This window comes from Anaerococcus sp. Marseille-P9784 (assembly GCF_902500265.1).
GTDB lineage: Bacteria > Bacillota > Clostridia > Tissierellales > Peptoniphilaceae > Anaerococcus.
Window position 1 is genome coordinate 184,137 of the sequence record NZ_CABVOZ010000002.1, and the last position, 21,610, is coordinate 205,746.

At 31.7% G+C, this 21,610-nt stretch carries 24 protein-coding genes and 6 pseudogenes; 3 read left to right on the forward strand and 27 right to left on the reverse strand.

From position 1 onward, the window contains the following. Window positions 1-4: 4 nt before the first annotated feature. The 12 genes and pseudogenes from GAN53_RS04680 to GAN53_RS04735 form a co-directional block, all read right to left on the reverse strand. The gene (locus GAN53_RS04680) at window positions 5-1,288 is read right to left on the reverse strand and encodes a DUF2318 domain-containing protein (protein WP_151409801.1); all 1,284 of its coding nucleotides are present in this window, start codon (window positions 1,286-1,288) and stop codon (window positions 5-7) included. Between the two features lie 36 nt (window positions 1,289-1,324). Then, complete coding sequence (locus tag GAN53_RS04685; RefSeq protein ID WP_151409802.1) at window positions 1,325-2,026, reverse strand: iron transporter; 702 nt, start codon at window positions 2,024-2,026, stop codon at window positions 1,325-1,327. 9 nt (window positions 2,027-2,035) lie between these two features. Beyond that, a pseudogene (locus GAN53_RS04690) lies at window positions 2,036-2,338 on the reverse strand (iron transporter); the annotation flags it as partial. Continuing rightward, window positions 2,337-3,038: an iron transporter gene (locus tag GAN53_RS04695; RefSeq protein WP_151409802.1), complete on the reverse strand. Its 702-nt coding sequence runs from the start codon at window positions 3,036-3,038 to the stop codon at window positions 2,337-2,339. The gene GAN53_RS04695 and the pseudogene GAN53_RS04690, both read right to left, overlap by 2 nt. Before the next feature lie 9 nt (window positions 3,039-3,047). Beyond that, on the reverse strand, window positions 3,048-4,385 hold the full coding sequence (locus tag GAN53_RS04700; RefSeq protein ID WP_151409803.1) for an FTR1 family iron permease: 1,338 nt from the start codon (window positions 4,383-4,385) through the stop codon (window positions 3,048-3,050). Further along, a complete protein-coding gene (locus GAN53_RS04705) occupies window positions 4,360-5,064 on the reverse strand; it encodes an ABC transporter ATP-binding protein (RefSeq protein ID WP_151409804.1) in 705 nt (234 codons plus the stop codon). Before GAN53_RS04705 ends, GAN53_RS04700 begins: the two co-directional genes overlap by 26 nt. Continuing rightward, window positions 5,064-5,459, reverse strand: coding sequence for a DUF4418 family protein (locus GAN53_RS04710; protein WP_151409805.1), 396 nt, complete (start codon window positions 5,457-5,459; stop codon window positions 5,064-5,066). The genes GAN53_RS04705 and GAN53_RS04710 overlap by 1 nt, the downstream gene beginning before the upstream one ends. 42 nt (window positions 5,460-5,501) lie before the next feature. Beyond that, window positions 5,502-5,656, reverse strand: a pseudogene (locus GAN53_RS04715) (FeoB small GTPase domain-containing protein); the annotation flags it as partial. A 1-nt stretch (window position 5,657) separates the two neighbouring features. Continuing rightward, complete coding sequence (locus GAN53_RS04720; protein WP_151409806.1) at window positions 5,658-5,900, reverse strand: FeoA family protein; 243 nt, start codon at window positions 5,898-5,900, stop codon at window positions 5,658-5,660. Window positions 5,901-5,903: 3 nt separating this feature from the next. Then, on the reverse strand, window positions 5,904-6,134 hold the full coding sequence (locus GAN53_RS04725) for a FeoA family protein (RefSeq protein WP_151409807.1): 231 nt from the start codon (window positions 6,132-6,134) through the stop codon (window positions 5,904-5,906). Window positions 6,135-6,365: 231 nt separating this feature from the next. Beyond that, window positions 6,366-6,854: pseudogene (mobQ, locus tag GAN53_RS04730) on the reverse strand (MobQ family relaxase); the annotation flags it as partial. A gap of 280 nt (window positions 6,855-7,134) precedes the next feature. After that, entirely contained in the window at window positions 7,135-7,410 is a 276-nt protein-coding gene (locus GAN53_RS04735) for a DUF3847 domain-containing protein (protein ID WP_151409809.1), read from the reverse strand. 325 nt (window positions 7,411-7,735) lie between these two features. Between GAN53_RS04735 and GAN53_RS04740 the strand changes: the two genes are divergently transcribed. Beyond that, complete coding sequence (locus GAN53_RS04740; protein WP_151409810.1) at window positions 7,736-8,164, forward strand: Dps family protein; 429 nt, start codon at window positions 7,736-7,738, stop codon at window positions 8,162-8,164. A gap of 1,042 nt (window positions 8,165-9,206) precedes the next feature. Here GAN53_RS04740 and GAN53_RS04745 read toward each other — a convergent pair. The 4 genes and pseudogenes from GAN53_RS04745 to GAN53_RS04760 form a co-directional block, all read right to left on the reverse strand. After that, window positions 9,207-9,854 (reverse strand): cupin domain-containing protein, encoded by a 648-nt coding sequence (locus GAN53_RS04745; RefSeq protein ID WP_151409811.1) that lies wholly within the window; start codon window positions 9,852-9,854, stop codon window positions 9,207-9,209. Window position 9,855: 1 nt separating this feature from the next. Next, window positions 9,856-10,659 (reverse strand): annotated as a pseudogene (locus GAN53_RS04750) (ABC transporter ATP-binding protein). Further along, on the reverse strand, window positions 10,641-11,639 hold the full coding sequence (locus GAN53_RS09820; RefSeq protein WP_225791822.1) for an iron chelate uptake ABC transporter family permease subunit: 999 nt from the start codon (window positions 11,637-11,639) through the stop codon (window positions 10,641-10,643). The pseudogene GAN53_RS04750 and the gene GAN53_RS09820 overlap by 19 nt, the downstream one beginning before the upstream one ends. Window positions 11,640-11,680: 41 nt before the next feature. Continuing rightward, entirely contained in the window at window positions 11,681-12,439 is a 759-nt protein-coding gene (locus GAN53_RS04760) for a class I SAM-dependent methyltransferase (protein ID WP_099320164.1), read from the reverse strand. A gap of 95 nt (window positions 12,440-12,534) precedes the next feature. Here GAN53_RS04760 and GAN53_RS04765 point away from each other — a divergent pair, with 95 nt between their 5' ends. Further along, window positions 12,535-13,128, forward strand: a complete 594-nt coding sequence (locus GAN53_RS04765) for a Crp/Fnr family transcriptional regulator (RefSeq protein ID WP_151409813.1) — start codon at window positions 12,535-12,537, stop codon at window positions 13,126-13,128. A gap of 466 nt (window positions 13,129-13,594) precedes the next feature. Here GAN53_RS04765 and GAN53_RS04770 read toward each other — a convergent pair whose 3' ends face one another. The 3 genes and pseudogenes from GAN53_RS04770 to GAN53_RS04780 all read right to left on the reverse strand — a co-directional run. Next, window positions 13,595-14,185, reverse strand: a complete 591-nt coding sequence (locus tag GAN53_RS04770) for an ADP-ribosyltransferase (protein WP_192574092.1) — start codon at window positions 14,183-14,185, stop codon at window positions 13,595-13,597. A gap of 37 nt (window positions 14,186-14,222) precedes the next feature. Continuing rightward, window positions 14,223-14,582 (reverse strand): annotated as a pseudogene (locus GAN53_RS04775) (terminase TerL endonuclease subunit); the annotation flags it as partial. 16 nt (window positions 14,583-14,598) lie between these two features. Continuing rightward, window positions 14,599-14,730: pseudogene (locus GAN53_RS04780) on the reverse strand (HNH endonuclease); the annotation flags it as partial. Between the two features lie 189 nt (window positions 14,731-14,919). Between GAN53_RS04780 and GAN53_RS04785 the strand changes: the two are divergent. After that, window positions 14,920-15,177, forward strand: coding sequence for an AbrB/MazE/SpoVT family DNA-binding domain-containing protein (locus tag GAN53_RS04785; protein WP_151409815.1), 258 nt, complete (start codon window positions 14,920-14,922; stop codon window positions 15,175-15,177). 404 nt (window positions 15,178-15,581) lie between these two features. Here the strand turns inward: GAN53_RS04785 and GAN53_RS09825 are convergent, their stop codons facing one another. The 8 genes from GAN53_RS09825 to GAN53_RS09750 form a co-directional block, all read right to left on the reverse strand. Continuing rightward, window positions 15,582-15,920 (reverse strand): hypothetical protein, encoded by a 339-nt coding sequence (locus GAN53_RS09825; protein WP_225791823.1) that lies wholly within the window; start codon window positions 15,918-15,920, stop codon window positions 15,582-15,584. A gap of 561 nt (window positions 15,921-16,481) precedes the next feature. After that, window positions 16,482-16,886, reverse strand: coding sequence for a metal-dependent transcriptional regulator (locus GAN53_RS04800; RefSeq protein ID WP_151409816.1), 405 nt, complete (start codon window positions 16,884-16,886; stop codon window positions 16,482-16,484). 8 nt (window positions 16,887-16,894) lie between these two features. After that, complete coding sequence (locus GAN53_RS04805) at window positions 16,895-18,028, reverse strand: metal ABC transporter permease (RefSeq protein WP_151409817.1); 1,134 nt, start codon at window positions 18,026-18,028, stop codon at window positions 16,895-16,897. Beyond that, window positions 18,012-18,890 carry a metal ABC transporter permease gene (locus GAN53_RS04810; protein WP_151409818.1) on the reverse strand — a complete coding sequence of 293 codons (879 nt, stop codon included), beginning with the start codon at window positions 18,888-18,890 and terminating at the stop codon, window positions 18,012-18,014. The genes GAN53_RS04805 and GAN53_RS04810 overlap by 17 nt, the downstream gene beginning before the upstream one ends. A 4-nt stretch (window positions 18,891-18,894) precedes the next feature. Further along, window positions 18,895-19,605, reverse strand: a complete 711-nt coding sequence (locus GAN53_RS04815) for a metal ABC transporter ATP-binding protein (protein ID WP_151409819.1) — start codon at window positions 19,603-19,605, stop codon at window positions 18,895-18,897. A gap of 8 nt (window positions 19,606-19,613) precedes the next feature. Then, on the reverse strand, window positions 19,614-20,555 hold the full coding sequence (locus GAN53_RS04820; RefSeq protein ID WP_151409820.1) for a metal ABC transporter solute-binding protein, Zn/Mn family: 942 nt from the start codon (window positions 20,553-20,555) through the stop codon (window positions 19,614-19,616). Between the two features lie 427 nt (window positions 20,556-20,982). After that, window positions 20,983-21,285: a hypothetical protein gene (locus GAN53_RS04825; RefSeq protein WP_151409821.1), complete on the reverse strand. Its 303-nt coding sequence runs from the start codon at window positions 21,283-21,285 to the stop codon at window positions 20,983-20,985. A gap of 39 nt (window positions 21,286-21,324) precedes the next feature. Then, window positions 21,325-21,483, reverse strand: coding sequence for a hypothetical protein (locus GAN53_RS09750; protein ID WP_192574093.1), 159 nt, complete (start codon window positions 21,481-21,483; stop codon window positions 21,325-21,327). Window positions 21,484-21,610: the final 127 nt, after the last annotated feature.

Below are 21,610 nucleotides of genomic sequence, written 5' to 3' on the forward strand. Positions count from 1 at the left end.
CCTCCTACTTGAATACATAAGACAATGCGTCAAGATCTTTTGGCGCAATCTTTATCTTTTTATCATGGACAATGTATGGGAAAGGTATCGGGTTACATCCACCCTTAAAGCCTATTGTACCCCTATTCATTACAACGTCGCACAACTTACAAATAACATCATCGCCTCTTTCAAAATATCCAGATGGACCACATATCTCGCAGGCATCAAGTACAACTCCATAGGAACCTTCTGATTTTTTAATGCAGAAAAATCTCAATTCTACACCATCCTTTGCCTTATACAAATATCTGTGCAAATGCATATCCTCTAAGCTACTTAAAGGAATAACAATCATTCCATTTTCAGTTTGATAATCTTCAGGTGGTGAAAGGGCCTGTTCCTTATTAGCATATGCCTTTCCAACAGTTAATGAAAAAGTATTAATAAATAGAACGACAAGGAAAAAAATTGCCCAATGTCTGTTATTCTTCATTCTATACTTTATTTTTCTTAACTGAGCCCTGTTGCTATAATCTTCATTAACTTTAATATTTTGCTTATATAACATTACCGGAATAACCATCATAATTAACATTGTTGCAAATAAAAACATATTTTCGTGATTAGCTATAAATGCAATAACTCTAAAAAAGTTAACATTTCTAGGAATAATCCCTTTAGAATAAAACCTTTGAATTATGATATTAAATTGGCTGATACCCGAGCATATCAAGCTAAAAAAAACTACAATCTTTAAGTTTTTACCTTCAAGTTTAACTGAGGACTTGTATACGGCAAGTCCTGATAAAATCATCATTATTATTCCAAAAACAAATCCTAAAATCCTAAAAAGTACAATTGTTGAAACTGCGCTTTCGCCATAATATACAAATTTGTTTGATTGGTTAAATACATATGGTAAATAATAAAAACAAATTCCTACAAGATAAACAACAACCGATGCTGAAATGAAATTATCATAAATTTTAGCATTTATCTTATCTTCAAATACCATAAAAATTAATATTAAAAATACCGAGATAACTATGGGTACCATAGACAAGAAATTCAATTCTGTCCTATTAATAAAATTAGGTATATTTCTTATAATTATTGAAACAATTGCTGCAATTATCCCTAAAACTAAAGAAATTATAATAACATACTTTTTATATTTACTTTCTTTAGTTGTATAATAGGCAAGCATTAAAGAGATCATTAGAGAAAAGGCTATTCCCGCCTCCATAACTTTAATAAAAATTTTTAAAATAATTTCACCCCCAATAAATGTATATAAGGGGAACATGAATTCCCCTTATAAATATTATAAATTTTTAAAACTTTACCATTGTGGTCCGTTCCATTCGAAGTCAGTCCATTCTGCAACAAGTGGTTCTGTCCAGAATCTACCTGTTACACCAGTTTCTTTATCTACGTGTAGTAAGTAGTCATTACCTGGTGCAGTAACTTCAAATTTTACATCATAAACGCCAACACCTTCGTCAAATTTAACATTTGCACCATAGTGTGGACCATCAGATGCGTTCATTGGCATGAAAGCTACTTCTTGAACATGGTCTGAACCTTTCTTTTGTAAATAAGCTTTTACTTGTAACCATGGAACGAAATCACCAACACCATAACCTAATGTCGCACCTTCTTGTGATGCTGTAATGTCAGCTTCAATATGGCAATCAGCTTCTTCTTTAGGAATTGAGTTTCCTGCCGGTTCCATATCTACTGGTTGGAAATATACACCTGAGATTACTAGAGGTCCTTCAGTATGGTCATCGCCAATTGGGAATTCTTCGAATCCTGCATCTTCTCCTGGAGCTGCAGCTTTTGCATCTTCTGCTTCTTTCTTGTCTTCTTCAGCTTTTGCATCTCCTGCTTCTTCCTTGTTTCCTTCAGCTGGTGTTTTTTCTTCTGTAGAAGTTTTAGCTGTATCATTAGCTTTTGTATCTTCTTTTTTACCACAAGCTGTAAACATTATTACACATACAAGTGTCATAACAACAAGAGATAAATTTTTCTTTTTTAACATAATATCCTCCTATTTTTTTGCTTGGCTGGCTTCAAGCTCAGCTCTAATTTTTTTGTTTCTATTATTTTGATAGATAACAGAAACAATGGTTACTACTAATAGAATAATTTGTGGAATAAGATTTTCATACCTATCGTATATACCTATAACTTCAGCAGACCATCCATTCATCCAAGGAACTATAGTTCTGCCAATTACATCTGCTTCTTGTAATTCTCCTATGCCCTTTCCTAAGAAAGACAAGCAAAGTATAAACATTAGCCAAGAAGTAAATGTAAAGAATGGTTTTAATGGTAGCCTTACAGAAACTTTACCATTGTGGTCCGTTCCATTCGAAGTCAGTCCATTCTGCAACAAGTGGTTCTGTCCAGAATCTACCTGTTACACCAGTTTCTTTATCTACGTGTAGTAAGTAGTCATTACCTGGTGCAGTAACTTCAAATTTTACATCATAAACGCCAACACCTTCGTCAAATTTAACATTTGCACCATAGTGTGGACCATCAGATGCGTTCATTGGCATGAAAGCTACTTCTTGAACATGGTCTGAACCTTTCTTTTGTAAATAAGCTTTTACTTGTAACCATGGAACGAAATCACCAACACCATAACCTAATGTCGCACCTTCTTGTGATGCTGTAATGTCAGCTTCAATATGGCAATCAGCTTCTTCTTTAGGAATTGAGTTTCCTGCCGGTTCCATATCTACTGGTTGGAAATATACACCTGAGATTACTAGAGGTCCTTCAGTATGGTCATCGCCAATTGGGAATTCTTCGAATCCTGCATCTTCTCCTGGAGCTGCAGCTTTTGCATCTTCTGCTTCTTTCTTGTCTTCTTCAGCTTTTGCATCTCCTGCTTCTTCCTTGTTTCCTTCAGCTGGTGTTTTTTCTTCTGTAGAAGTTTTAGCTGTATCATTAGCTTTTGTATCTTCTTTTTTACCACAAGCTGTAAACATTATTACACATACAAGTGTCATAACAACAAGAGATAAATTTTTCTTTTTTAACATAATATCCTCCTATTTTTTTTCTTGGCTGGCTTCAAGCTCAGCTCTAATTTTTTTGTTTCTATTATTTTGATAGATAACAGAAACAATGGTTACTACTAATAGAATAATTTGTGGAATAAGATTTTCATACCTATCGTATATACCTATAGCTTCAGCAGACCATCCATTCATCCAAGGAACTATAGTTCTGCCAATTACATCTGCTTCTTGTAATTCTCCTATGCCCTTTCCTAAGAAAGACAAGCAAAGTATAAACATTAGCCAAGAAGTAAATGTAAAGAATGGTTTTAATGGTAGCCTTACAGAAACTTTAGCAATTAAATAATATACAATTGCAAGTATTATGGCGGCAACTAAAAGTCCAATCCACATTTGCATTGGATTATCAGAAATGCCTGTTCTCATACCTTGGAAAAACAAAATAAGTTCTGCACCCTCTCTTGCTACTGCTAAGAATGAAGTGAAAGCTAAGGCAAAATAATTACCCTTGGAAACAGATTGTTCAACTTTGTTTTTAATGTATCTATTCCAAACTTCAACTTCAGATTTAGAAAGCATCCAATTGGATACATAAAATAGTACGATAACGGCAAGAAACATCGCAATTCCTTCGAATATTTCTTGTCCCATTCCAGACTCAACTTCTCCCACTGTATTGGCGATGATATTAAATACTCCAGCTAGGACTACTGAAAAAACAATGCCTAGCAAGGCTCCAATATATACACCTTTTAAATAAATTCTATTATTAGTCTTTGATAAATATGCAGCAATGGCAGCTACAACTAAAATGGCTTCAAGTCCTTCACGAAGTGTAAGTCCAAGAACCGCAAAAAATGTACCAAATCTTTTTAGCAGCTCTTCCAACAATTGACCTGTTGAAAGGCTGTTTGCATCTTCTTGACTTTGACCACTGGACTTAGAATCTCCAGAGGTTCCATCAAGAGTATGGGCATCTTCATGAAGATAAGTTATAAGTGCATCAATTTCATCTTTAACTTCTTTTGGGTCTGCATCTTCTTTGATAGAATTTTTTGCTCTGTAAAATTGATGTTCAACCATTGAACCCCTTTGGCCTGAAATTGCAGACATAGTTGTTTTTTCAAATCCGATTTTCTCATAGAATTTAAAGTAAGCAACATTAATTGCATCTGTGGCTGCTTTTTTAGCATCCTTATCTCCAGGCTTGTAAACTTCCACGGCCTTTTGTAAATGTTCTGACATAGCATCAGCGACTTCAACCCAGTTACCATACTTTGTATCTGCCGCAAAAGCAGACGTGAAAGTGAGGGTAATCATGATTACTATCATTGCGAAAATGCTAGCCCTTTTCTTTAATAAATTCATCTCTATCCCCCTTTTTTATTAAACTTCCATCTTCCATTTGGCAAAGTGTATTGCCATATTTTAAAATATCAAGCTCATGAGTAACTATAATAAGTGCAGTACCTTTAGAATTTATTTTTTTTAATAAATCCATTATCTCCATAGTAGTGTTTTTATCCAAATCACTTGTAGGCTCATCTAAAATCAAAAGTTCCGGCGAATTAATCATAGATCTGGCTATCAGCACTCTTTTTAGCTCTCCTCCAGATAAATTTTTAGGAAAATCATCTTTCAAATGCAAAATTCCCATCTCATCAAGAAGCATAGCTGCTTTTTCATAAGCAGAGTCATCTCTTTTAAATAGATAATAAGGAAGAGACACATTCTCTAAAACATTTAAATTTGGAAGTGTTCCTAGACTTTGTGGCACAAAACCTATGATTTCATTCCTATATTTGCTAATTTCTCTATCAGAAAAATCACTCATATCTTTGCCCTTAGCAAAAATTTTACCTTCAGTCGGTTTTAATAAACCAGACAAAAGATTTAAAAAAGTTGACTTCCCTGAACCACTTCTGCCAATTATATTGACAAAATCTCCCTCCTTCAAGGTAAAGTTTACATTTTTAACTGCAAAAAGTGTATTAGAACCTCTCTTAAAACTCTTGCTTAAATTTTCAGTTTTAATTATTGATTCCATTATGAATGTCTTTCTTTCATAAAATAATAAATATTAACTAAAACCAATATGCCTGACAACAATGTGCAAAATGGAATGGTTTTTGCTCTGCAAGCCATATCGGCTTTCATACATCCACCAATAAGCACATGAGCGTTTAGTATCTCTAAAATACCAATTGCTATATTTGAAATAGATAATCCTAAAGATATTTTTGAATCTTTAACTACAATAATAATAATTGCTAATACTAAAATGACTGCGCCAATACCTATGGTCATATTTCCCATCCAATGGCATTTCATGAACATCCCATTTTCCATAGGAGGACAAACGGGTGTTATAAATTTTGGTGCAAGCACTAATAAAAAACCTATAATAGCAGAAATATATCCTAAAATCTTCTTTCTACTCATTTTAATCATCCTTTCTACTTATCTTTATTAATAACATTGTAATATAAAAACGTGTTTATTTTTTTTATACTTACCAGTCTTTTTTTCAACAGTTACCCCTGGCCAGTTGCCACATATTGGTTGGAACCAGTGAGGCCGTTAAAAAGTGTTGACTTACCACTATTGGGGTTGCCGGCAAGTGCAATAGTAATAGCCATCTTAGTCCTCCTTCTTTTCTATTTCTTCAATTGCAATTAATTCAGCATCTGCTTTTCTATTGCTAAGTTCATAATGTCTAATATTAATTTGCACAGGGTCGCCAAGTGGCGCCATCTTCCTTATGTAAATTTCTGATTTTTTTGTAATTCCCATGTCCATTATCCTTCTTTTCAAAGGACCAGAACCATTGATTTTTTTAACGATGTAGTATTTTCCTACAACTGCATCTCTTAAAGATTGCAAGTCTTACATCTCCTCTACTAATATTTTTTTCGCTATATCTTTTCCGATTGCAACTCTGGAATCTTTAACATATACAATTAAATTACCGTCGTTCTCATTAACAACTTTTATAACTGCATCTTTGACAAAACCAAGATTCGCCAGGTGGGACTCAGTTACATTACTATCTCTTAAAGACTTAATCCTTAAAATCTTATAATTAACATTTAAGGGTGCCATTACTAAGCTAAGCATCTAACCACCCGTTTCTAGTTTTAATTTTATTAAAATAAATTAATATTTGAATCTGATTATCATTCTCATGATTATTATAACATAGGAAATTTAAAATTTAAAGCAATTTTTCCGTTTTTTTTTTTTTAAGAGCATATTTTTAAGATTGAGAATATTTTTAATTTATCTTTCTTATGTTGCCTTGTATATTATAATTTTCTTTTTTTATTGGCCTATATAATAGAAGAACTTTAATAAAAAAGGCTCGTTTATTTTTTGCCCCCATGTTCCATCTTCATTTATTGGTCTTACTATGGTCATTATATGAGCATGAATGTTTTGATTTCCCTCTCTACTTTCATCATGAATTGCTAGGTCTACTATCATTCCCTCTTTTACAAAGTTGGTTTGTATATATTCTTCTATCATCTTTTTATTTTCTTCTATGCTTAACTCTTTTGGAAAAGATATGATAAAGTTTCTTGCAAGTTGGGCATTAGAATTTTTCTCAAATAGTTCTACCGAGTTCCACAAGGTTTTTCGGTCTTTATATTCTTCTGGTGCGTGATCTGGTAAATATATTTCTTTGCTAATTACTCCTTGCTTTTTGGTGTAGTCATGGGTTACTCCGTCCCATTCATTTTTTATTTTTTCTCCACTTATATATGCTGCACTTGCTACTGCACTTTTGCCTTTTCCTCTTGATATTATGTTTACTGAAAAATGAAAACTGTCTGCCATTTTTATCACTTCCTTTCTTTTTTGTTGTTTTAGGTGGAGGCTTAGAAGATTTTTAATCCACTTTGTGAATGAGCGTTTTGAAATACCCTCGCCTAATTATCTCTACAACTCAAATAAATTTTCGTTGGAGATAATTGGCTGGGGCAGACCCAAAGCGAATGGTTGTTGCTCCCTGCAAGAGTTTGGCTCCGCATGACGCAAGCACCCTTTAGGGTGTATAATTGCTCCCTTAGAAAATCTAAGGGAGATTTGGTTATTTTATTTTTCTAATTTTCTCTTATTACTCTAATGTTTCTTTAAATTCTTTTGTCTTTGTTGCTTCTTCTAGTAGAATTTTTATTTCTTCATCTGTTAGTTCTTCTGCATTTTCTATAAGGCTTTCTATGATTGCTCCTCTTGTTATTAGCCTATGTGTTCTTTCTTTTCTTCTTTTTACTATGTCTTGTTTTAATATCTTTTTTTCTTGATTTTTTAGTTGCCTTAATCTTTCTTCTGTATTGTCTATTTTATCTTTTATTTCTTTTGACTCTTGTCTTATTTGTTCTAATTTTTTCATATAAAACTCCTTTCTTTAAAATAAAAAAGAGATAACATTTTTGCTATCCTTTTCAAAGTTTCATTATTAAAATTTATAAAATACTCTTTTCGATGATATCTAATATTTCCTTTTGTATAGATTCTATCTTTCTATCTATTCCTTTTTGTTGCATGATGTGATTTTGTATCTCTGAAATAATTTTCTTCTGTTCATATTTACGATATTAGGATGAAATAATGAATATTTGCTAGTAAATTTTACACAATATTACAGACTTGACTTGTTTTTTATTATTGTATATAATGATAATGATAATCAAAATTATTTGAAAGTGAGGAATAAAATGACAAAATTAAACACATATCTTGCAAATCTTGCAGTAATAAACATTAAAATCCATAATCTACATTGGAATATCGTAGGATCCCAATTTGTAGCTGTCCATAAGTATCTTGAATCCGAATATGATAAGGCTGGTGAAAGACTTGATGAAGTTGCTGAGCTTATCAGAATGTCTGGAGAATTTCCAGTTGCTAATCTAAAAGAATATTTAGAAATTTCTACAATTCAAGAGATTGAAACTTCTAAAGAAATATCTATTAAAGAAGCATTAGAAATAGTCCTATCTGACATAAAACTTCAAAAAGAACTAGCCCTAGAGATTCGAAAAGAAGCGGATGAGTCTGATAATTTCCCTGTAGCTAATGCTATGGAGGATCATATAGAGGACTATAACAAACAAATTTGGTTTGTTACGTCAAGTCTTAAATAAACAAAAGGATCTGTAAATAATTTTGTGTATCAACCTTTACCCTTTTATCAGGATTAAGGTTGATACATTTTTTATTCTTCAATGTTTGTCTATTCCTATAGGAATGGAGCTTGTCTTATTTTTATACATCTTTAATAAACTGTCAAACTGTCATGAAAATTTACACTTAATTTTATACTAAATTTTGAACTTAGTTAAAACCTCTCTTCATAAAATATCGATTAACTTGTCTTGTTTTTAGATATGCTGACATTCAATAGAGTGAAGTGTCTTTCGATTATATTTCTCTCTAACCTATTTTAATATAACTGTTCTCCCTAATGGAATATGCCATGAAAATATCCTCTTCCATATTTAGGTTTGTCCATCGACTTGAATATTCTAATTAAAGCGTTTATACTACCATCTCCTAAAATTAGGCATAGGAAAAGCACCTACAACTGAAGATGCTAAATAATTATTCCTATGTCTTATTCTTTAATTTTTTCGCTATTTGATTATATTCTGGTAAGCTGTCGCTTTTTAATATTTCTGTATAATCAAATATTTTTACACCCATTGAACCTACTTTGGATAACTTTCTAAAGTCTGTTTCATAAAATTTATCAACAAACATATTTATGGTTATTTTGTTTCAAATCACAACTATAGGCAAAAGCATCTTCCATTGCTTTAATAATGGTATCCTTGCATTTATTTGTTACACAACATAATTAAGTCTCTAACCCAAGCTCTCCACCTTTTTTCGACAATAATTATTACACACCTTGCCCATTAATCTTAATCTCTTTTGTTTGTATAGCCCTATATAAGCACATGAGCTATAACATCTTTCTGCATCTTAGCAATAAATATTGTTTTCTTTATTAAAATCAAAAGCTGTACTTACAAGTTGCATTTTCAAATAATTTTAAGAATTTAATGTACAAGAAAGGTCATCTTTATAACAAATAAATACCAGAGCAAGCTTTAATGCTAACTCTGGTATTAGTTCCAATTTTTAGTGTTCAGATTTATGATTGAAAAATCATTCAATCTTTTTTTATTTATCTACAGATAATATTAATAACATTTTAAATCTTGTAATTGAAGTTACATTATGGATTACATTTGCCGGAAATACTATTTGTTCTCCGGATTCAATCTCCATTTCCTTATCTCCAACAAGAAGCTTTGCCTTGCCCTCAAGTGCTAGGACAAGAGCGTCTCCAGGAGCCTTGTGTGGTTTTAGTCCCTCTCCTGCATCAAAGGCCATCAAAACAAGCCTAAACCCTTCTTTTGATACAAGGTCAATGTTTGTGATTCCTCCATCTACATAATCTAAATAGTCAACTAGTTTAATTTTCTTTCCTTTGTCAATGTTTTTCATTTCTTCCTCCTCTAAGTTAATTGCGATTTCTAAAAATATACTTTTTTCCCTTGCCTCTATGTCAAAAAGTTTATTTTTTTCAAAAAGTATTAGTTCGTTATTTATAAGTCTTTCATTATTAAATTTAAGCTCACCTTTTAAAGCAAAATATATTCTTTCTTCAGCATAAAATTCAGGGGAAATACTGGCGTTTTGATCAAGACTCATAAGTAAGATGTGAAAATCATATAAATCTACAAGTTTCTTGCTTATAGTTTGATTGTCTTTTATAGGTATGACCTCTTCTGGTATCAATATTTTTCCCTTACTGATATTTTTCATTTTAACCACCTACTATGCTAATGGGTATTATAGTATTATATTCTTTCTTATCTTTTTTTATTTTTTCAAGTATGACATCTACGCCAAATGCTTCTCTCATATTTTCTTTACAGATAATATCAGCTGTTTTGCCTATTTTATGTCTAGCATTTTCCATTAACATCAAGCATTTATCCGCTATTTCAAGAGCGTGGGCTGAGTAATGAGTATTTATAATAACACTAATATTGTCTACCTTGGATAGTTTTTTGATTAATGAAATTATTTTAAGTTGATTTTTAAAATCAAGACCACTTTCTGGCTCATCTAATATGATTAAGCTTAGATCTGATATTAAGGTTCTGGCTATTAGACCCATCTGAAGTTCTCCTCCACTCATCACAGAACATGACTTGTCTTTAAGCTTTTCTATAGCTAAGCTTTTCATAATATTATTTGCCTTCTTATATTCTCTTGCACCTGGTTTTGCAAATGGTCCAAGTTTACTAGAAAGTCCTAACACTACCATATCAATTCCAGAATATTCAAAAGAAAATGATCTTTTTTAAGGAAGATATGATATCTTAGACCATAAGTCTCTTCTATTAAAACTTGAAATATCTTTTCCATCAATAAAACTATTTCCTAGTTTCCATTTTTCAAAATCACATATACATCTTATAAGGCTAGTCTTGCCAACTCCATTGGGTCCTAAAATAGATAAAACCTGACCTTGATCCAGACAAAAAGATAAATTCTTAAATAATACATGATTTGTATCATAATAAAATCCTGCATCTTTTATTTCTAATTTAATTGAAACCACCCCCCAGTTTTTCTAATTAAACTTATAAAAATTGGAGCTCCTATTATTGCTGTAAGAACTGATATTGGTAGTTCTATTACAGAAACTGTTCTTGATAAAGCTTCTATTAATACCATAAGACTTGATCCTAAAGATATGCTAAAAGGTAGGGTATGAGTGTTGTTGGCTCCTACCATCATCCTTGCCATGTGAGGAATTATCAAACCAATCCATCCGACTTGACCACACATTGATATAGATGAAGCTGTAATAAGTGTTGATGCAAATATAAAAATAAGTCTGGTTTTTTTGACATTAACCCCGAGACTTTTTGCTTCATCTTCTGATAGGCTCATAATATTTAGCCTAAATATCAAGAGTCTTATTATGATGACTCCCAAAATTATTAGGGATGCTGAAAGCATCAAATTTTTATAAGATGATCTTGCAAAAGAGCCCATAAGCCAATAACTGATGGCTGGCAACTTATCTGTCGGGTCTGCTGGTCCATTTGTACCAACCGTAGCAAATCCTACACAAGGAATCCCTGTCTTTTTAAGAGTTTCATAGTGTTCTTTATTCGAAGCATTGTAAAAAATAACATCTGGTTTAAGCTTCATTATTTCCTCAATATTAATGTCAGATTGAGCTTGAACTGTATTTTGGCTATCTAGAAGCTCTGGGGCAATGTCCTTTAAAACTGTATTTGAAATTACTTGCTTAAGTGATCCAGCATATCCTACGATATACGGAGCCTTTCCATGATGATAGGCCATATATGTAGATAAAATTGGAATCTGATCTATTACTATTCTTTCAATTTTCTCTGGAACTTCTACCTCATTACCTGCATGATCTGTAATTGTCCTAACTTTTTTATTTTCATACTTGGTTTCTTCTGTTTTTTCTTCCTTTTTCTCAGCTTGAGTCACTTCCTTGCTTTCTGATTTTTGTTCAGTTTTTGTATTGCCACAAGCAGTAATACCTGTTAAGGCAAGCACTGTCAGACATAAAATTAATGATATTTTTTAATAGCTTTCATCTAATCCTCCTTTTTACTCGCTAAAACTATATATGAAATGCTTGAATTTTTAGACCTTTCTAGCATTTTCACAAATCTATCCTTATTTTCTTGTGCATAAGCATTTTTATAAAAATTTGCAGCTCCAACTGGTCCCTCATCTTTTATAATTGTGTCCCTGTCTAAGAGAATCATCCTGCCAGTTCTTTGTGAAAAAGGTCTAAAGGAATTATCTATAAACAGTTTGTTCCAATTTTCTACGGTTAGAGGATACACGTCCATGTTTGTAAATCTTGAAAGTTGCCTTCTTATATCTTCACTTTCATTTTCCACTGCCACATCATGAGTTAATAAATAGCCGCCTTTTTTTAAAACCCTGTTATAATTTTTAAGAGCTTTTGCTTTTTCTTCATTTGGAAGCATGGTAAGCATTGCCTCATTAATTATTAAATCAAATGTTTCATCCTCAAAATCTAACTTTAAGGCATCCATATTCATAACTTCAATTTCTTTGTCTAAGCCCAAAAGCTTTATATTCTCTAAGGCTTGGTCTATGACAACTTGGTCATTATCTATGCCTATTATTTTGCATTTATATTTAGTATAAACTCTTATTAGGTTATCTCCTCTATTGCAAGCAACTTCCAAAACTTGCATATCTTTATCAATCTGTACCTGATCAAGTAACCAATCGGTCATAAGACCGCCGCCTGGTCTGAGTCTTGTTCTTCCAAGCATCTTTAAAAAATCATGTCCAAATTTAATTTTGTTTTTTTCCATTTGTTTTCCTCTCCTTGATATTGATAATCATTACATATATAATTATAACATATCTAATTTTTATTGTAGTTGCTAAAGCAACAAGAAAGGATTTTATGGAAAAAATTATTTTGAAAAGTAAATTATTTTATGGTTTAGACGAAAGTACTATAGGCCATATACTTTCTTGTATTGATCATAAAACCTTAATTTTTAATAAAGGCCAATATCTATATGATTTTTCTAAGGGCTTTAAGGCAGGTATAGTTTTGAATGGAAGAATTGATCTATCTACAATAGATGATGATAAGGAAATTATAGATAGGATTTATGAGACTTCAGATTCTTTTTCTTTAAATTTTTCTTCCCTAGCTGATAGATTCATGGTTGCAAAAAAAGATTCTGAAGTTTTAGCACTTGATGTTAGCAAAATCTTTGAAGAAAATAAAAGGTCTTGTTCAAGCAGACCGATTTTTATGGAAAATATTATAAAATTGTATGATGAGCAAATTTCATACTTAACTTACAAATTAGATATATATTCTAAGCCTAAAATTAGGGAGAAAATTATTAAATATATAGATAAATATGGTAAGAACTCCTTATTTTCTAATAAATTATCCAGAGAGGATTTGGCGAAATTTTTAGCTTGTAATAGGCCTGCCCTTTCAAGAGAGTTATCTCTTATGATAAAAGAGGGATTAATATAAAAGCATTAATCTTAGGGCTGGCTAAATATAAACAAAAATTACAAAAAATCAGTCCTAAGAGAATACAGATCTCATTTTAAACTCAAATGATATTTTTAGCTGTATAATAAACAAATTTCCATATTGAATTAGGTTCTTTTTCCTATACTTTTACCCTTGAAAATTTCTATCTTTTGGTATCCTATCTACTTCAAATGATAAACCTGTTTTATATAAATAAACGGGAAGTCCTACTAAGGTTTCAGCTAAAACTCTCACACATGAATAAACTGCTGTCATTTGCATAGCAGTAAATTCGTTTACATTCCTGCCTGCTGTTGTTCTCCCAAATAAAAAAGACGATGAAGATATCCTCTCCCCGTCTTTAGGTTTGTCTCTTGACTTAAATATTAAATTTAAAATGTTTATATTGCCACCCCCCCTAAAATTATATATAAATAACCATTTATTTTTAATTATAGAATATTTAATCTGTTTCTATTAAAATACAGTTTATATATTCTTTATCTTTTGATAGGATCTTTAACTTTGCTCCTTTTTGAATAATAACTTCATAATATATCTCTTCTTCGCTACTAACATTTCCTACGTAAAAAGCACATGTACCTTTTGGTAATAATATTCTTAATTTTGTGTTACAATCAATCTCTTTACCTTTAACTATAGAGGTATTCAAAAATCCTTTTTCATAATAATCTATATTTTTATAATTTTTTGCATTTTCAATCATTAGCTTAATAACATTCTCATGAATTCCTCTGTACACAACAATATCTTTTTTCAATTTATGTTTATTAATATCTTTAAAGATATTAATAATATCATGATCCAAGTGATTATTTCTTAACTTATCATTTATAGTCATTGAAGATGCCGCAAGGATATACTCTGAGCTAAATTCATAGGAGTTTTCATCTTTAAACATTTTTGGTTCTTTATTTATATTTAAATTTGCAAACTCTTTTGCATTTTTTTCTATCGGTGACATTAAATCCCAATTATAGCCGTATATGAATGTAACTTCTTTAATTTTGAATATAAAATCTTTTATCGTCATTCTTTCCTCCATAGTCGAATAACTTTATTATACCTCATTAAAATACAATCAATCCTCTATTATCGTAGACAGATTCACTCGTATCATTCCCACATCTTATTGCCCTATCAAGTGCCATGATTGTAGCAATTACACCATCTATCTTCTCTGTGGATTTCTCCTTATCTGCCTTTATGTTTCCAGCAGTATCAGTTCGTACGAAGATATTATCCATCATCCACCTTAGAACTGGATGACCTCCGTGGGCTATTTTTCTTTCAAGTGTAAGTTTCATTAACTCTTTTGTTGGTGAAGACATATCTTTAAAACCTCGTCCAAAAGGAACAACTGTAAATCCCATTCCTTCATGTGTGTTGGCTGCCTTTTGATGAGTTTCGTAGCAGATTGATTTGATATCTATTCCAGCAGTTGTTATGAGTTTTAGGATCTATTTTATATTTTTCATAGTTCTTGTTGTATTCTTTTTCATGTTTCTTGCAGAATCGTCCATCAACTAATTCAGGACAACCTGGATGTGAACATGGTCTCTTAGGTTTTCTTGGCACTTTATAACTCCATAAAGAAAGCCTCGAAGATTAAATCTCCAAGGCTCGTTTTATTATTCTTTTGCTATTTTAACTATACTACAACTACTTACTCTCATTCTATCAACTTTACTCTCCACTCGACTTTTTTCTTAGAAAAAAATATAATTTAGTTAGAAAGTATGAATTTCTAACTTAGGAGGCTTTGTTATGTTAGTTGAACTAAAAGCTAAATCACAAGTTACTATCCCAAAAGACATAGTAAAATCTATGGAATTAAATCAAGGTGATCAATTTGAAGTCATAGAAGATAATGGAAAAATTGTACTTGTTCCAGTTGCAATCTATCCAGAGCATGTCATAAAAAATTTAAAAGCTGAAGTAAAAGAGATTAAAGAATCTATAAAAAATGGGACTGAACCCGTTTTTGATTCTATCGACTCACTATTCGAAGAGTTAGACAAGTAATGTCCTATAAAATTACTTATTCGAAAGCCTTTAAAAAACATTACGAAAAACTATCTGATACTTAAAAGAAACAGACTAAAAAGAAACTTAAATTTTTTATAGAAAATCCTACTCACCCATCTTTAAGAACCAAGAAGATACAGGGTACAGATGGCATATGAGAATCTTCTGTTAACATGGATATTCGAATTATTTGGTTCTATGAAAATAATGAATTGGTATTTCTTTTAGATATAGGACACCACGATATCTTAGATAAATTTTAAAATTAGTACTATAATAAAAACACGAATTGAAAACGGAAGTTTTGCGGGTGATGCATTTATGCGTCACCCGATTTTTTTATATCTCTATATTTTTTAAAGTCTTACTATTAAGTCTAAAAATATGCTGAATTGAGTAATTCATCTCAACAGCAATCTTTTCCCAAGATTCAAAACAAAGACTTCATTGTTTATCTTTTCTGGCATTTTTAGGTAATCTTCAGCTTTCATAGAAACTGTTATATCTGATATCTTTTCATATATTACAACTTCAGCAAAAGGCAGTGGTTTGTAAGAATAAATGATTGGTCCATTTCTCTTATCTGGTTTGAAGTAGATTTCCCTGTACTGACCAATAAATCTACCAAGTCTTTCTCCCATATCAAGCAGTCTAAACTCAGACCATAAATCCATTAGATCATTTGATGATGGAGTTCCAGGAAGTCCAACTATTCTTTTTACCTTTGGCCTTACTTTCATCAGGGCTTTAAATCTTTTTGACCTATGAGATTTAAAAGATGATAGTTCATCAATTACAATCATATCATAGTTAAAGGGCAGTTCGCTCTTATTTATTAGCCAGTCAACATTTTCCTATTGATCAGATAAATATCTGCCTGCTTATTTAATGCTTTTATTCTTTCTTTTTCATTACCTATGACTACTGAATAATTTAAGAAATCAAGGTGAGACCACTTTTCTATTTCTGCCTTCCATGTATCTCTTGCAACTCTTAGCGGTGCTATGATTAGAACTTTAGATATCTTACAAACTTACTGCCAAAAGTTCTATCTAAAATCCAGCAAAAGCTCCTGATATCAATAGTCCAAATTCCTTGTAGGCCTTGCTCCTAAATATATCATAAACAAGGACTACTACAATAAAATATTAATTCAAAACTATCCATTCAATTCATTTATAACTTTCAGATGCATTCAATTTCATTTTATGTAAAAAACAAGCCCCTAATCTTATTAGTTAAAGTTTACTAAAATTCGGACTTGCCTTTATAATTTTTTATTTTTTTAAAATATTAATATTTTACCTATTTTCGTTTGTATAAATTCTTTTGCCCTTCGGCGACTTTTTAGGATAGGCTAAAAACTTGTTTAGGGCGGCGAACATTTCTTCACTTGTCACATGCTCTAGTAAGTCCGATTGGTCATGGACTATATCACCATTAAGACCTAGGACATCCACTAGGAAACACTCCCATATCCTATGTTTGGATAAAATTGCTTTTGCCTCCTTGTCTCCTAAGTCGGATAAGTATATTTTGTTTTTTTCCTGGATTACCAACCCATCTTCTATTAGTTTTTTGATCATTTCACTAACTGATGGCCTACTTATCGAAAAATAATCTGATATATTTTTATTATTTGTATAACCCTTATCTTTTGAAAGTCTATATATAGCCTGAATGTAATCTTGTCTTATTGAGTTCATCTTATACCTCATAATCCGTAATCTTTTAGCAAACTTATATATAAGATTCTACCCTTTTCAGTTAGTTTATAAATACCCTCATCTATCATTATCTTGTTTTCTGCTATTAGCATCTTGCTATATTTTTCTATATCTTCTTTTTTCCAGGATAGGTGTTTGTATATTGTGCCTATACCCAGTTCTTCTTTTGAATTTTCTCCTTGTTGGTGGTTGCCAACATGCATCAAGAAAGCATCCTTCTTAAATTCAATATGCTTCTTCTTGCGTGTGAGTATTTTTATCAAAAATCCATTTTTGTTAAATAAAAATGTGATGAAAAAAGTTATCCCTGCTATTGTTGCTGACATACCAGACATAGAAAGGTTGTAATACATAGCCAAGACAAAACCCAAAATAGAATTTACTATTGAGTAAAGAACAGAAATGATTATCATCGTTTTCAAATCTTTACTTATTAGATAAGCGCTAGATGCAGGAGCAATCAGGAAGGATATTACCAAAATTGCACCGACTGCCTCAAAGGCAACTACTGTTGTAAAGGATGTTAAGCTCATCAGACCATAAAATAAAAGTACTTCTGAAAAGCCAGCAATTTTTGCAAATTCCGCATCAAATGTTGTAAGTTTTAATTCTTTAAAGAAAATCCATATAAAGGCTAAGTTTATAAGTCCCATTACCGACATCTGTAAGAGCGATTTCGGTATTTCCATACCTAAGAAATTCATAGTATTTAGGGGAGCCATTATCACTTCACCCATCAAAACAACATCCACATCGAGGTGAACATTTCTTGCATATTTAGTAATAAGGATTACTGCCAAGGCAAAAAACATCGGAAAAACAATACCCACTGCATCATCATTTTTTACAAGCTTGGTTTTAGAGAGCGATTCTATAGAAAACACCGTTATTATTCCAAAAATTGCAGCTCCAAATACCAAATAAACTGAAGTAATATCCTTTACTATAAAATATGCAAGCACAATTCCCAAAAGAATTGAGTGGCTAATTGCATCAGCTAGCATTGAAAGTCTTCTTAAAACAAGAAAAACACCTATGATACTACAAGCTATGGCTGTAACCAAGAGAACTAACAAAGTTTGGTAATTGTCTATAAAGCAATATCTAAGAAAGTCCATCATATTTTTTCCTCGCAATCTTTGTCCTCATACCTCTTGGGCCGATCATCATAGAAATTAGTGAAATAAAGCTCATGATAAGTATGATTGTGGATCCTGTACTCATCCCATCGTAAAGTGTGGATATATAGGTGCCAATAAGGGCAGAAACGCCTCCACAAAGTCCTGCTATTATTAACATTTCATGGAATTTATCAGTCCACTGTAGGGCTGTTATTGCAGGCACTATAAGCATTGAAGAAATCAAAATCGCGCCAACCAACTTAAGACCGGTTGTGATTAAAAGCATGGTCGCAAGAAGAATTACTGTATTCATCAAAGCAGGATTAATACCGATTGTTTTTGCATAAATTTCATCAAATACATAAACTTTTATTTCCTTATAGAAAGCTAAAAGAAGTAAAAGTGAAAAAATTGATACAACGAATATTATCTTCACATCATTTTTCATGATGTATGAAGCTTGGCCAAAAATATAATTTTTTAGACCCGATTGAGAAACTCCTGCGTAGGTGGGATTACCTTGGATAAATGATTTTAAAACCATACCAAGACCAAAAAAACTTGACAGCACAATAGCTAAAGTCGCATCAAGGTCTATCTTTGAATTATTTGCGATTATATCTATCAAGAAAAAAGATATAGCCCCAGCGATGGCTGCTCCTAACAAAAGTATAAGAGGAGATTTTTCCATTGATAACATAAAGGCAATGACTATGCCCGGATAGGTAGAGTGGCCTATGGCATCACCAATTAGCGATTTCCCTTTTAAAACACTTATAGACCCGATTATACCAGTTGCCATAGCAAGGATTACTGTGCCTAGAGCAACTATTATAAAAGAATAATTTCTAAAAATTTCCATAAGCTTACCTCACAAAGGCCTTATCTACATTTTCTTTTGTGAAAGCCTCGCTAACGGGTCCTTGGGCTATTACTTTTTTATTCAAAATCACTATATGGTCAAAATATTTCTCTATGGTATTAAGATCATGGTGAACAACTATGGAAGTTTTTCCCTTCATTTGAGAATCTTTCATAAAATCAAAGATTACTTTTTCTGTCACCTTATCAACACCAGCCAAGGGCTCGTCCATAAAATATATGTCAGCGTCTTGAGCTATAGCTCTTGCTATAAAAACTCTTTGTCTTTGACCCCCTGAAAGCTCTGAGATTTGCCTATCTTCAAAATCTTGCATACCAATTTTTTCTAGGGCTTTTCTTGCAAGATCATAATCGGCCTTAGTTGGCCTTTTCAGCCAACCAAGGTGGACATACCTGCCCATTAGGACAACGTCTTGGACTGTTGTTGGAAAATCCCAATTAACAGAGGCTGTTTGAGGAATATAGGCAATTTTTTTCTTAACCTCATCAAAGGACTTTCCCATAATTAATACAGACCCAGACAATTTTTTCTGCAAATTTAGGATTCCCTTAATCAAGGTAGATTTTCCTGCCCCATTAGGACCAATTATAGCCGTTATCGAATTGTTAATTATTTCAATATCATTATCCCAAAGCACAGGCTTATCTGCATATGCAATTGTCATATCCTCAACTTTTATGATTACATCTTTCATAATTTCACCTATTTCAAGTTTTCTACAATCAAATCTACATTGTGCTTATACATATCTATATAGGTATCTCCTACTTGACCTTCTGCTGCTAAAGAATCTGAGAACAATTCCTGACTTTCACCAGAAACAACTTTTACATCAAAGCCTTTTGCCTTTACAGCTTCCTTTAATTTTTCCATCCTCATTGGATCTGTGGTTGATTCTGCAAAAATTGCCTTAACCTTATTTTTAACAATGAAATTAACAGTATCTTCTATATCCTTATTTGCTACTTCACTGTCAGTTGATACGCCTTGAGGAGCCTTAACTGGAATGTTGTAGGCCCTAGAAAAATAATTGAAAGCATCATGTGGAGTAATCAAGTACCTGCTTGCTTCTGGAATTGAACTAATCTTTTCCTTATTTTCCTTATCTAATTCATCTAATTTAGCTAGATAGGCTTCTAGATTTTTTTCAATGTTTTCTTTTTCTTCAGGAAGGAGTTTTTCTAAATCTTCAGCAGCATTTTTTGTTGCTTGCTTATAAAGTTTGATATCAAACCAAAAGTGTGGATCAACGACAACTTTTTCGCCTTCTTCCATCTCTCCTATATCTTCTTTTTTGAAAGTTCTAGAAACTGCAGAACCCTTCTTTTCGAGTACATCAACCATCTTTCCTTCAAAGTGAAGACCATGGTATAAAAGTAAATCAGCCTTCTTAATCTTCTCCAAATCTTGTGGCTTAGCTGTATAAAGATGTGGGTCTTCACCAGCAGGTATTATAAGTTCCCTATCAACCTTATCTCCCACAAGATTATCAACCATATCATACAAAAATGATGTTGTAACAGTTACAATCTTTTTCCCATCACCTTGCTTTTTAGCTTCTGAATCAGTTTTATTTGCATTTTTAGAACAAGAACTAGCAATAATAAGCATTGCTAGAGCCATTAATATTTTTTTAAATTTCATATTTCCTCCGATAAATTTTAAAATCAATTTGTTAGGTATGCCTAACTATTTCTATTGTAGCCTAAATTTTATTTTTGTCAATCAAATTTTGATAATAATTATCATTTGCTATTCAAATAACTTTTATAGAGAAATTTCAGTTAAGATAAAAATTATATAACAAGCTGAAAATATTGATATTAATTAATCTTGGCTCTTAATTTTAACTATAAAAACCTGCTTATAAAAATAGTGCAAGATAGAAATCACTTTCTTTCTTACACTATTTTTAGCTCTAAAAACACCTACAAATGCAGGTGTTAGATTAAATTATAAAATTTTCAATAATTTTCAATCCAAATCACAGCAGAACTTTTCCCATCTAAGATTCCAGCATTAATTCCCTTATCTGTATAAGAAAACATTTTTTCATTTCCCAAAAAACCAATCATAAGTTCTTCTCCAATACTTTAATCGCATCTTTATCGTGGTAGGTAAATTCATATCCATCCCTAAATTTCTTCCAATCAGATGCTGTAAATAAGGTATTTTCATTCAAAATATCATCTAAATCTTCAATTATATATTCTGTTAAATATTCATCATCAGATATAAGATAATTTACAGAATTATCTTTAAAAGATATATTAACCCCGAGATCATAGGCCAATTTCATCAAATCTAGTTTGCTTACTTCTACTTCTATATAGTTTTCTTCCTTTGATATTGAATAAATTAACTCTTCCCACAAATTTGCATATTCACCAAAGATAAAAAAATACTTAAAGCCTTATGTGATTAGTTTATTAACAGTTTTTTCTATCATAAATCTATTATTAATGTTATTTGAGATTATAAAACAGTTTTTTCCTGATATTGGATCGATATCAAAATCACTGCTATCTTTTGCACATAAATTATTATAAAGCCAATCGTTATTATAGTACATATCACACCTAATAATCGTTAAGATATATCTTTATTTTTATCCTCGCCCACTTACCTCGCATTTCTTTTTCCATAAGCTCGTTAAATATTTTGGTTTTATAGCTCTTGCCATATCGCTTTTAACTTCT

What these genes read in the sequence shown, in the direction of transcription:
- GAN53_RS04680 (WP_151409801.1), bottom strand. Translation starts at nt 1,288, where the DNA reads ATGTTCCCCTTATATACATTTATTGGGGGTGAAATTATTTTAAAAATT.
- GAN53_RS04685 (WP_151409802.1), bottom strand. Translation starts at nt 2,026, where the DNA reads ATGTTAAAAAAGAAAAATTTATCTCTTGTTGTTATGACACTTGTATGT.
- GAN53_RS04695 (WP_151409802.1), bottom strand. Translation starts at nt 3,038, where the DNA reads ATGTTAAAAAAGAAAAATTTATCTCTTGTTGTTATGACACTTGTATGT.
- GAN53_RS04700 (WP_151409803.1), bottom strand. Translation starts at nt 4,385, where the DNA reads ATGAATTTATTAAAGAAAAGGGCTAGCATTTTCGCAATGATAGTAATC.
- GAN53_RS04705 (WP_151409804.1), bottom strand. Translation starts at nt 5,064, where the DNA reads ATGGAATCAATAATTAAAACTGAAAATTTAAGCAAGAGTTTTAAGAGA.
- GAN53_RS04710 (WP_151409805.1), bottom strand. Translation starts at nt 5,459, where the DNA reads ATGAGTAGAAAGAAGATTTTAGGATATATTTCTGCTATTATAGGTTTT.
- GAN53_RS04725 (WP_151409807.1), bottom strand. Translation starts at nt 6,134, where the DNA reads ATGCTTAGCTTAGTAATGGCACCCTTAAATGTTAATTATAAGATTTTA.
- GAN53_RS04735 (WP_151409809.1), bottom strand. Translation starts at nt 7,410, where the DNA reads ATGAAAAAATTAGAACAAATAAGACAAGAGTCAAAAGAAATAAAAGAT.
- GAN53_RS04740 (WP_151409810.1), top strand. Translation starts at nt 7,736, where the DNA reads ATGACAAAATTAAACACATATCTTGCAAATCTTGCAGTAATAAACATT.
- GAN53_RS04745 (WP_151409811.1), bottom strand. Translation starts at nt 9,854, where the DNA reads ATGAAAAATATCAGTAAGGGAAAAATATTGATACCAGAAGAGGTCATA.
- GAN53_RS04760 (WP_099320164.1), bottom strand. Translation starts at nt 12,439, where the DNA reads ATGGAAAAAAACAAAATTAAATTTGGACATGATTTTTTAAAGATGCTT.
- GAN53_RS04765 (WP_151409813.1), top strand. Translation starts at nt 12,535, where the DNA reads ATGGAAAAAATTATTTTGAAAAGTAAATTATTTTATGGTTTAGACGAA.
- GAN53_RS04770 (WP_192574092.1), bottom strand. Translation starts at nt 14,185, where the DNA reads ATGACGATAAAAGATTTTATATTCAAAATTAAAGAAGTTACATTCATA.
- GAN53_RS04785 (WP_151409815.1), top strand. Translation starts at nt 14,920, where the DNA reads ATGTTAGTTGAACTAAAAGCTAAATCACAAGTTACTATCCCAAAAGAC.
- GAN53_RS09825 (WP_225791823.1), bottom strand. Translation starts at nt 15,920, where the DNA reads ATGAAAGTAAGGCCAAAGGTAAAAAGAATAGTTGGACTTCCTGGAACT.
- GAN53_RS04800 (WP_151409816.1), bottom strand. Translation starts at nt 16,886, where the DNA reads ATGAACTCAATAAGACAAGATTACATTCAGGCTATATATAGACTTTCA.
- GAN53_RS04805 (WP_151409817.1), bottom strand. Translation starts at nt 18,028, where the DNA reads ATGATGGACTTTCTTAGATATTGCTTTATAGACAATTACCAAACTTTG.
- GAN53_RS04810 (WP_151409818.1), bottom strand. Translation starts at nt 18,890, where the DNA reads ATGGAAATTTTTAGAAATTATTCTTTTATAATAGTTGCTCTAGGCACA.
- GAN53_RS04815 (WP_151409819.1), bottom strand. Translation starts at nt 19,605, where the DNA reads ATGAAAGATGTAATCATAAAAGTTGAGGATATGACAATTGCATATGCA.
- GAN53_RS04820 (WP_151409820.1), bottom strand. Translation starts at nt 20,555, where the DNA reads ATGAAATTTAAAAAAATATTAATGGCTCTAGCAATGCTTATTATTGCT.
- GAN53_RS09750 (WP_192574093.1), bottom strand. Translation starts at nt 21,483, where the DNA reads ATGTACTATAATAACGATTGGCTTTATAATAATTTATGTGCAAAAGAT.